The organism is Shewanella sp. SM23 (genome assembly GCF_025654295.1).
In the GTDB taxonomy this organism is placed as follows: domain Bacteria; phylum Pseudomonadota; class Gammaproteobacteria; order Enterobacterales; family Shewanellaceae; genus Shewanella; species Shewanella oncorhynchi.
This window is the reverse complement of the sequence record NZ_JAKKRM010000013.1, coordinates 135,362-145,249: the sequence shown is the minus strand read 5'-3', so window position 1 is coordinate 145,249 and position 9,888 is coordinate 135,362. Positions and strand designations below refer to the sequence as shown.

Genomic DNA, 9,888 nt, shown 5'->3' with positions numbered 1-9,888 from the left:
TGGAACCACCTGATCCCATCCCGAACTCAGAAGTGAAACGCAAACGCGCCGATGGTAGTGTGGGGTCTCCCCATGTGAGAGTAGGTCATCGCCAAGCGCCTAATTTAGGTTAACGTGTAAACGTTAAGCTAAAGGAGCGGTAGTTCAGTTGGTTAGAATACCGGCCTGTCACGCCGGGGGTCGCGGGTTCGAGTCCCGTCCGCTCCGCCAACATTAAGAGATAAGCCTCATCGAAAGATGAGGCTTTTTCGTTATGGCGTCGCGGATAATTCGTGTCAGTGACGCTAACGCTTCGGGCTCGAAGCATGTGGTTATCCTCATACTCTGCCACCATGTAGATGACATCCTTATCAGAATATGAAGCTTTCGCTTCAATGTTAAAAATCAAAACCTACTTTTTTGCCGTTCTTTATTCCACTTTATCAATATTGTTTCTTTCACGTTCTGAAAACCTCCTGTGCGCGACTTGGCAGTATTGACCTGTGACACTGATCTCGGACAAATTAAACGGTATAATGCCTTATGTCTTTCATGAGTAACGAAAATGAATTGTCGTCTTGGGTGTGGTGCTTGCTGTATTGCGCCTTCAATAAGCAGCGGTATTCCGGGTATGCCAAAGGGTAAGGCGGCGGGTGAGCGTTGTGTGCAATTGAGCGATGCCAATTTATGTTTGATTTTCGGCTCGCCTGATCGTCCTGCGGTTTGTAGTGATTTCGATGCATCTGAAGATGTTTGTGGTCATTCGAACGAAGAGGCGCTTTGGTTGATTACCCAACTCGAATCTCAGACCTCTCATTAAGTTTATCGCTGACAGGTGAAATATGCAGTTAACTCGTTATACCGATTTTGGCGTTCGTACCCTGATGTATTTAGCGGTTCAGCCAGATAGAACAACTTTATTTAGGATTGCTGAAATTACGCAGGTGTTTGATCTGTCACCAAATCATGTCTCTAAGATAGTGCATCATTTAGGCAAGATGGGTTACCTTGAAACCATCCGCGGTAAGATGGGCGGTTTCCGTTTGGGTAAGCCTGCGAGTGAGATTAACCTAGGCCAGTTAGTTCGAGTGTTAGAAAACTCACTCGCCCCTATTGATTGCAGCAAACCTTACTGCCGATTTACACCAGCCTGTAAGCTTAAAGGCGTGTTAGCTCAGGCTGTTGAAGCTTATTTGAATGTGCTGGATCAATATACTTTGCTGGATATTGTGAGTAACCGTGATGAGTTAGTCGCCTTGCTGCCAGACTTTTCTATTTCAGTACTGCAACTGGATTAGTACCACTTTTAAGTGCAATACCGATGGGGAGCAAACTCGATGCTGGCACTAGATCAATCCCCTCGGTTTTAAGTCTGTGTAGATTAGCCTCCAAGAAGCGCATAGTTTCTGGATAGGGATGGGCAATCACCACCAAGCAACCTTGGGTATGTGCCTGACTTATCATTAAGTTAAATTGTCTCTCGAGTGCATTGGCACTGGTATCATTGTCTAGAAACAGTTGGCGTTTTAGTAAAGGAATGCCTAGCTTATCTGCGTTATCCCCTGCCTTAGTGAATCGTGTTGTCATACTATCGACAAAATACAGCTGCTCTTGTTTGAGTGTTTCCATGACCCAGAGCATGGGATCGTCTAGTTGAGTTAATAGACTCCCCATGTGGTTATTGGCACCTTTGGCAAAGGGAACGCTGTTAATCGCATCAATAACACTGGTGCGAATTTGTGCCTCAGTCATCGTATTGGTTAATCCCCCCAGCCCTAATGTCTTACCATTAAGCGCCTGCATGGGAAGATGTAGCATAATTTCGTGGCCTTTTTGGTGTCCTGCGTTAGCGAGTTCTTTGCCAAGTGGGGTATGAGGTAATACTGAGAGTGTTACTGTATTGGGCAGTGCCAGCACGGCTTTATCTGTATGACGATAACCTATGTCATCAATAATGAGTGCAAGCTGGGCAGCATAGCTTTGAGAAATGCTTAGGGCCAATAGGGCCAAGGAATAAAGTAAGCGCACAATTTCTTCTTATTCGTCATGGTGCTGTATCCATGCAATGGCAGAGGTCACTTGATGATCTTGGGCCAGTGATGCATGGGCTGATAGGGCGTCGATTATAGCTAAATTACCAACGCTGGGACCAGTTTCGGCGGCAATTTTTATGTCAGGGATGATCCCTATGTTATGAATGTTTTCACCTCTAGGAGTATTGTACTGGGCAATTGTGAGTTTAATCGCGTTACCATCTTCTAAGATGGGGATCAGGCTTTGTACAGTACCTTTGCCAAAACTGGTCTCACCTAAGAGTTTGGCACGACCATTTTCTTGTAATGCGGCGGCGAGAACTTCGGATGCAGAGGCCGAACCTTTGTTGATTAACACGAGCATAGGCACGTTAGTCAGCATGGTTTGCGGTGAGGCATAGTAGTCAGAGTTGGCGTCGAAGAAGCGGCCAGAAGTTGAGACTATGCGTCCTTTAGCGAGAAAGAGATCCGCAATTTTAACCGCTTGGTCGAGCAGGCCGCCGGGATTATTACGTAAATCTAAGATGAGTCCGGCGAGCGGTTTGTTTTGCCATTGGCTGAGCGAGCGCACCATATCTTCGGTCGAGTTTTCTTGGAAGTTGCTTAATCTGACATAGCCAATATTGCCATCAAGCAGTTGAGTGCTGACCGACTCTATAGTGATATTGCTTGGCTTGAGTGACACTTTAAAGGTGGCATCGTCATTACTGTGTTTTAGCTCTAAGTTAATACTCTGATTATTGAGACTATGTCTTTTTATTTCAGTAAGGATATCGGCTAGATTCGTTTCAGTCGCCAGGGTGTCGTTAAGTTTAATAATAATATCGCCCGCACGTATTCCCGCTTGCTCTGCGGGAGAATGGGCAAAGGGGGCTATGATGCTGATGTGGTCTTTTTGGGCCGCGACTTCGAAACCGAAACCAAAATACTCGCCGCGATTAGAATCTTTAAGATCGAGTAATTCTTGATGATTTAGGAAGCTGGAATAGGGGTCGAGATGTTCAAAAATGCCTTTGATGGCGGCCTGCACTAACTCTTCTTTGGGAACGGTTTTGATATAGTAAGTTTCAACCGTTTCAAGTACATCTTGTAGTAATGGATAGTCAAAGTTGTCGCGGTAGGATTTTGCATTCTCTTGGCTGGAGAGGCTGATGGATAGGCCTAAAGTGAGACCTAATCCAACGCAACTGATATAGCGGATCATGTATTTCATAACGGTCCCCTGTGATAAGGGGACCGTTATGATTAGCGACAGTATTTCGCTGGATCGACGGCTTGCCCTTTATGCCTTATTTCAAAGTATAGGCCAGGCTCGCTCTGTCCACCTGAACGTCCGACTAAAGCAATCGCTTCACCGCTTTTTACCATCTCACCAGGGCTTTTTAGTAGGGTTTGAGCATGACCGTAAAGACTCATATAACCTTTCCCGTGATCGATGACCATGACAAGACCAAAACCGCGTAACCAGTCGGCATAAATGACTTTACCACCTGAAACTGCTCGAATATTTTGCCCTTCTGGTGCAGACAACATAGTGCCTTTCCATACTACTTGACCGGAACGTTGGCTACCAAAGCTAGCACTCACACGACCTTTAGTTGGCCATTTAAGTTTGCCACTTTGTTTACCAAAGCCTTCCATCGAGGGGTTATCTTTCATGGCCCGGAGCGCTTGTTCAACGACGCGCTTTAAGCTGGCCTCTTCAATTTGCAACTGCTCAAGCTCTGCACCCTTAGAATTTAAGGTGCGTTGCAGCTCTTTGATGGTCAGTTGACGCTGATCTTGCTCTTGGCTCAAACGTTTAGCTTGTACTTGTTGTTCGGCCACTAGTTTCGTTAATTGCTTTTGCTTACTCGTTTGCGACACCTTGATCTCATCTAGCTCGGTCAAGGTTTGCTTTAATTCGTTGATCGACTTCATCCGCGCTTTATTGAGGTATTGGTAATAAGCCAACATACGCTCGATAGTGGCGGGACTTTGCTGATTAAGCATCATCTTAGTGTAATCGTGATTACCGGCAAGATAGGCGCTCGACAGCTGTTTCGACAGTGTTTGTTGTTGAGTCACTTTAAGCGTTTCTAACTCATCTTGACGTTGTTTTAGCTCGGCAAGTTTAGTGTCGATTTGCGCTAAGCTATTTTTGGTGCTGTTGACTTTTTTGGCAGCTGACGCAATCGCTTCTTCATCGCTACGCAGCAATGACAGCAGCTTTTCTCTTTGTTTACTGGTGGTTTTTAATGCGCTTTGTTGTTGATTTATTTGCGTTTGGATTGATTTTAACTCGGACTTACGCTTCTCCAAATCAGAAGCGTGTGCCGAGAAAGATAACATCATAAAGCCAGCAATAATGCTGGCTTTAACAAGGAGTCGAGTGCTCACTAGGTAACGGTTACTCTTTTATGTGGATTAAGGGTTTGCCCGTCATCTCAGCTGGAATGGCTTCGCCGATCAAGGTCAAGATGGTAGGTGCAACATCGCTGAGTTTACCACCTTCATCTATGGTCGCATCGCGTCCAACAAAGACGAAAGGCACGAGTTCACTGGTGTGGGCCGTGTGAGCCTGACCTGTAGTTTCGTCGGTCATTTGCTCGGCATTGCCGTGGTCGGCGGTAATAATACATTCTCCGCCCACTTTCGCCAGCGCATCAACCACACGGCCGATACAAGCGTCGACAGCTTCACAAGCTTTAACGGCGGCATTGAAATTACCTGTGTGGCCAACCATGTCACCATTGGGGTAGTTACAGATGATCACGTCGTACTTGGTTGATTCAATTGCTGCAACTAACTTGTCAGTCAGCTCAGCTGAACTCATCTCAGGCTGTAGATCGTAAGTTGCCACTTTAGGCGAGTTGATTAGGATGCGATCTTCTCCCTCGAATGGCTCTTCTTTACCGCCGTTAAAGAAGAAAGTCACATGGGCGTATTTCTCAGTTTCAGAGATACGCAGCTGAGTACGACCTTGTTTCTGCAGCACTTCACCTAAGGTATTCACTAAGTTTTCAGATGGATAAGCGATAGGTGCTGTGATGTCGCCAGCATACTCAGTCAAAGTGACGAAGTGCATTTTCGGCATAACAGCGCGTTCGAAACCATCGAAGTCTGGGTGAATAAAGCTACGGGTGATTTGACGGGCGCGGTCAGCACGGAAGTTCATAAAAATCAGGGCATCGCCGTCTTTTAAGGTCGCAACTTGACCGTTGGCATCTGTGATCGCCGATGAAGAGACGAATTCGTCGTTCTCGTTACGTTCATAAGCCGCTTCCAATGCTGTAACGGCATTGTCGTATTGGAATTTTGACTTGCCTTGGGTGATTAAATCGTAGGCTTGCGACACGCGATCCCAACGATTATCCCTGTCCATAGCAAAGTAACGACCAATAATCGATGCAATACAGCCATGGCCTAATGTAGTAAACAGATCATCAAAATGGCTCAAGCTACCCTTAGCGCTGCGCGGTGGCGTATCGCGGCCGTCGAGGAAAGCGTGCAGATAAACCTGAGTTGCACCGCGCGCAACGGCCATACGGCACATAGCTTCGATATGCTCTTCATGGCTGTGGACGCCGCCGGGGGAAAGCAAGCCCATAATGTGTACTGCTCCGCCAGCTTTGATGGCTGAGTCTACCGCATCACATAGTGCAGGATTTTTTTCAAACTCATGATCTGCAATGGCTTTACTGATACGAGTGAGTTCTTGATAAACCACACGGCCAGAGCCTAAGTTAATATGGCCAACTTCAGAATTTCCCATCTGGCCATCAGGTAAGCCAACATCTAAGCCAGAACCTGAAATCAAACTATGGGGATATTTAGCGTTGAGACGGTCGAGTACCGGAGTCTTGGCGTGGAAAATCGCATTATTATGCGTGTTTTCACGGTAGCCCCAGCCATCGAGGATCAACAACGCGAGCGGACGTTTAGCTGTCGTCATAGTGATACCTTTAAGTTTTATAGAAGCGATAGAAATCTGAAATTGGTCAAATATTACTACGTTAGCGGGGTATGAAAAAGCGCTTTACCCCGATTAAGGTCATCGAATCACTAATTCGCTCGATTCTGTGAGTGGCTTGTGACAAGTACAGAGTCAATTGTACTAAAAGTGCGATCTCGAACTGTGACTAAACTGCTGCATTCTGCCAAGGCAATCGGTATACTCTGTGCCCTTATCGAATTTTCGCCATTTATGCGGGCAATCATCATGCAAGAATATATCGAATTTTTTAAAGCTCACTCAATGCTCAGTCTGGCTTGGGTGGGATTATTTGTTGTGCTTGTCGCGAGTATCATCAAATCGAGCATGTCAAAAATCAAAAGTATTTCTCATCAAGAATTAACGATTATGGTGAATAGACAGGATGCTAAAGTGGTTGATGTGCGCTCGAATGACGAGTTCCGCAAGGGCCATATTGTTGATGCACTTAACGTTACGCTCGCCGATATTAAAAATAATCAGATATCTGCCCTTGAAAAGTATAAAGCCAGTCCCATTATATTGGTATGCAATGCTGGCATGACCTCGTCTCAAGCTGCTCAGCTTTTGAGTAAGCAAGGTTTTGAAAACCTGTACAACTTGAAAGGTGGTATGGGTGAATGGCAGGCAGCAAATATGCCTGTTTCAAAAAGCAAAAGATAAGTTGTCGGCGGCAGTTATGATTTCAGCTGCACTCAATCCACAGGATAGTGCAGTAATAAAGTCATCATTGTTTGGCATACTGATCCTACGGTCGCTAAGGGCTTAATGTAAGTTTTTAGACTGGTTCGATCGATACCCGAATATAGGTACAAGTTGGGATGATACCGAGATCTGATACAGGCCTTGAGTAACATAAGCCCCGAGCCAATTTACGTTCAAATAGTAATTGGCTTTCAAATAATAATTGGCTTTCAACGAAAAGCCGATACAACATTGATAGGATAGGTAGGAAATTATGGCTGAAGTAGCAAACAACGAACAACAAGCCCCACAATTCAACATCCAACGTGTTTACACTAAAGATGTGTCTTTCGAAACGCCTAACAGCCCAGCGGTATTCCAAAAAGAATGGAACCCAGAAGTTAAGTTAGATTTAGACACGCGCAGCGCTAAATTAGCTGACGATGTGTATGAAGTTGTCCTGTCTTTAACTGTGACTGCACAAAACGGTGGCGATACCGCTTTCCTATGTGAAGTACAACAAGCCGGTATCTTCTCTATCACTGGTCTGACTGAGCCACAATTGGCCCATTCATTAGGTGCATACTGCCCTAACATCCTATTCCCATATGCTCGCGAAACCGTGGGCAGCTTAGTCGGTCGTGGTACTTTCCCACAACTGAACTTAGCACCTGTTAACTTCGACGCGCTGTTTGCCCAATACGTGCAACAACGTCAAGCTGCTGCGACTGCACCAGCTGCCGAAGAAGCTAACGCTTAATTACATGAAAAACTCTGCCGATATCACGGTATTAGGGGCGGGCTCTTATGGCTCCGCCCTTGCCATTTCTTTAGCCAGCAACGGTCATAAGACCTTGTTATGGGGACACGATCCTGTCCACATGCAAACGCTCGCTCAAGACAAGTGCAACCAAGCTTTTTTGCCTGGTATTGCGTTTCCTGATTGTTTACAGATCGAAGCCGATTTAGCCAAAGCTTTAGCCGCCAGCAACAATGTGTTAGTGGTCGTACCAAGCCATGTGTTTGGTACTGTGCTTGAGCAAGCTAAACCGTTACTCCGTAGCGATGCGCGTATCGTATGGGCAACGAAAGGGCTCGAACCTGAAACCGGACGTTTGCTGCAAGATGTGGCCCGTGATGTGTTAGGTGAGCAATATCCGCTGGCGGTGTTATCTGGGCCGACCTTTGCGAAAGAATTAGCTATGGGTTTACCTACGGCCATTTCGGTTGCGGGCACTTGTCCTACGTTCACTAACGATCTCGTTGAGCTGTTACATAGCCCTAAACGTTTGCGGGTTTACGCCAATGACGACTTTACCGGACTGCAACTTGGCGGCGCGGTAAAGAACGTGATCGCGATTGGCGCGGGCATGTCCGACGGTATCGGCTTTGGTGCCAATGCCAGAACAGCCCTGATTACCCGTGGTTTAGTCGAATTGACGCGTTTAGGCGAAGCCTTAGGTGCCAATGCAGCCACCTTTATGGGAATGGCGGGGTTAGGCGACTTAGTGTTGACCTGTACCGACAACCAATCCCGTAACCGTCGTTTCGGTTTAGCCTTAGGTAAAGGCTGTGATGTGATGACAGCACAGGCTGAAATTGGCCAAGTGGTTGAAGGTTATCGCAATACCAAAGAAGTGTTTACGCTTGCGAAACGCCTCGGGGTTGAAATGCCGATCACTGAGCAGATTTACCAAGTATTGTATCAAGGCAAAGCGCCGGTCGATGCTGCTAAAGAGCTGCTCAGCAGAGAGAAAAAATCAGAAACGCCTACGCAATAAACCGCGAGCCGTGATGATGCTGTAATGCCGAATAAAGGAAAGGGTGCTAAAATAGCGCCCTTTTTTGTGCCTAACGTTTGAGCTTATCTTTGCTCCGTTTAGTTGTTGTATGACTTGCTTGCTAAAGGTTCGCGAGTTATCAAATTGCCCGTTGGCAGACAATACCAATCAATTTATCTGTGTGGAGTAAGAGCGTGAAACATCATGATGTCATTATTATCGGAGCCGGCGCCGCGGGATTGATGTGTGCAGCGACCGCAGGTTACCGAGGCCGTGATGTACTCGTACTCGACAATGCCAAGCAAGCTGGGCGTAAAATCCTCATCAGCGGCGGCGGGCGTTGTAACTTTACCAACCTTAAGGTCGAGCCCGCTAACTTCCTCTGTGGCAATCCTCACTTTGTTAAATCGGCACTCGCGCGTTATCCGTCGCAGCAGTTTATTGAAATGGTCGAGCGTCACGGCATTGAATACCACGAACGTGATCACGGCCAATTGTTCTGCAATGACTCGGCTAAAGAGATAGTCACTATGCTATTGACCGAGTGTGAATGGGCGGGCGTGACGATTAAGCTGCGCACCGATATTCTGGCCGTTAAAAAGACCGAGACAGGGCGCTTTGAGCTCAACACCTCTAACGGCGAACTGAGCTGCGACTCACTGGTTATCGCCACGGGTGGCTTATCCATGCCTAAACTCGGCGCCACGCCTTACGGTTATCAACTGGCCGAGCAGTTTGGCCTCAAAGTATTGCCAACTCACGCGGGTCTGGTGCCGTTTACCTGGCATAGTGAAGATAAAATTCGTTTCGAGCCCTTGTCGGGAATCGCAGTGCCGAGCCGCATTACCGCCAAAGATGGCACTGCATTTAGCGAAGCGCTGCTATTCACTCACCGTGGCTTATCGGGTCCCGCAATTTTGCAGATTTCCAACTATTGGAAAGCGGGCGAAACCATAGAAATTGATCTCTTGCCGAATATGGATTTGGCGCAATTGCTTGAGCAACAGCTCGCCGCACATCCTAAACAGAGTTTGCGTAATACCTTAAGCCAATGGTTGCCTAAGCGTTTGGTCGAAGTGCTATTCGATGAAGCCCTGTTGAATAAAGCGTTAAATCAGCTAGTTCACGCCGAGCGCGCAAAACTTGTGGATGATATACACCGCTGGACACTATTGATGAACGGTACCGAAGGCTACCGTACCGCCGAAGTGACGTTAGGCGGCGTTGATAGTAATGAATTGTCATCTAAAACCATGGAAGCCAGCAAAGTCGCAGGACTCTACTTTATCGGCGAAGTCATGGACGTAAGTGGTTGGTTAGGCGGGTTTAATTTTCAATGGGCCTGGGCATCCGGCGTCGCCGCAGGGCAAGCTGTATAGTTTAAGTAGGGAATTAGAACGAAGACAAAGTAGATTTACTTAGTTGTAATTCCGCCTAT

At 46.8% G+C, this 9,888-nt stretch carries 10 protein-coding genes, 1 tRNA gene and 1 rRNA gene; 8 read left to right on the top strand and 4 right to left on the bottom strand.

Annotated features, from left to right (window positions below; translation table 11 throughout):
* The 4 genes from rrf to L5L98_RS15895 all read left to right on the top strand — a co-directional run.
* Window positions 1–97 (top strand): 5S ribosomal RNA (gene rrf / locus L5L98_RS15910); the annotation flags it as partial.
* 36 nt (window positions 98–133) lie between these two features.
* Window positions 134–210: transfer RNA gene (locus L5L98_RS15905), tRNA-Asp, on the top strand.
* Window positions 211–544: 334 nt separating this feature from the next.
* A complete protein-coding gene (locus L5L98_RS15900; protein ID WP_105250837.1) occupies window positions 545–799 on the top strand; it encodes a YkgJ family cysteine cluster protein in 255 nt (84 codons plus the stop codon).
* A gap of 22 nt (window positions 800–821) precedes the next feature.
* Entirely contained in the window at window positions 822–1,277 is a 456-nt protein-coding gene (locus tag L5L98_RS15895) for an Rrf2 family transcriptional regulator (RefSeq protein ID WP_105250838.1), read from the top strand.
* On the opposite strand, the gene L5L98_RS15890 is transcribed toward L5L98_RS15895, so the two are convergent.
* The 4 genes from L5L98_RS15890 to gpmM are packed head-to-tail and all read right to left on the bottom strand — an operon-like array spanning window position 1,252 to window position 5,946.
* Window positions 1,252–2,007, bottom strand: a complete 756-nt coding sequence (locus L5L98_RS15890; protein ID WP_263142303.1) for a divergent polysaccharide deacetylase family protein — start codon at window positions 2,005–2,007, stop codon at window positions 1,252–1,254. The genes L5L98_RS15895 and L5L98_RS15890 overlap by 26 nt on opposite strands.
* 9 nt (window positions 2,008–2,016) lie before the next feature.
* Window positions 2,017–3,225, bottom strand: a complete 1,209-nt coding sequence (locus L5L98_RS15885) for a S41 family peptidase (protein ID WP_263142301.1) — start codon at window positions 3,223–3,225, stop codon at window positions 2,017–2,019.
* A gap of 32 nt (window positions 3,226–3,257) precedes the next feature.
* On the bottom strand, window positions 3,258–4,391 hold the full coding sequence (locus tag L5L98_RS15880; protein ID WP_113941204.1) for a murein hydrolase activator EnvC family protein: 1,134 nt from the start codon (window positions 4,389–4,391) through the stop codon (window positions 3,258–3,260).
* 10 nt (window positions 4,392–4,401) lie between these two features.
* Window positions 4,402–5,946, bottom strand: coding sequence for a 2,3-bisphosphoglycerate-independent phosphoglycerate mutase (gene gpmM, locus L5L98_RS15875; RefSeq protein WP_263142298.1), 1,545 nt, complete (start codon window positions 5,944–5,946; stop codon window positions 4,402–4,404).
* Between the two features lie 267 nt (window positions 5,947–6,213).
* Here gpmM and L5L98_RS15870 point away from each other — a divergent pair, with 267 nt between their 5' ends.
* The 4 genes from L5L98_RS15870 (at window position 6,214) to L5L98_RS15855 (ending at window position 9,829) form a co-directional block, all read left to right on the top strand.
* Window positions 6,214–6,648 carry a rhodanese-like domain-containing protein gene (locus L5L98_RS15870; protein ID WP_105253030.1) on the top strand — a complete coding sequence of 145 codons (435 nt, stop codon included), beginning with the start codon at window positions 6,214–6,216 and terminating at the stop codon, window positions 6,646–6,648.
* Window positions 6,649–6,943: 295 nt separating this feature from the next.
* Entirely contained in the window at window positions 6,944–7,429 is a 486-nt protein-coding gene (gene secB / locus L5L98_RS15865) for a protein-export chaperone SecB (RefSeq protein WP_006083777.1), read from the top strand.
* A 4-nt stretch (window positions 7,430–7,433) separates the two neighbouring features.
* Window positions 7,434–8,450, top strand: coding sequence for an NAD(P)H-dependent glycerol-3-phosphate dehydrogenase (gene gpsA, locus L5L98_RS15860; protein ID WP_105250843.1), 1,017 nt, complete (start codon window positions 7,434–7,436; stop codon window positions 8,448–8,450).
* Window positions 8,451–8,644: 194 nt separating this feature from the next.
* Window positions 8,645–9,829, top strand: a complete 1,185-nt coding sequence (locus L5L98_RS15855; RefSeq protein ID WP_263142294.1) for an NAD(P)/FAD-dependent oxidoreductase — start codon at window positions 8,645–8,647, stop codon at window positions 9,827–9,829.
* Window positions 9,830–9,888 lie beyond the last annotated feature (59 nt).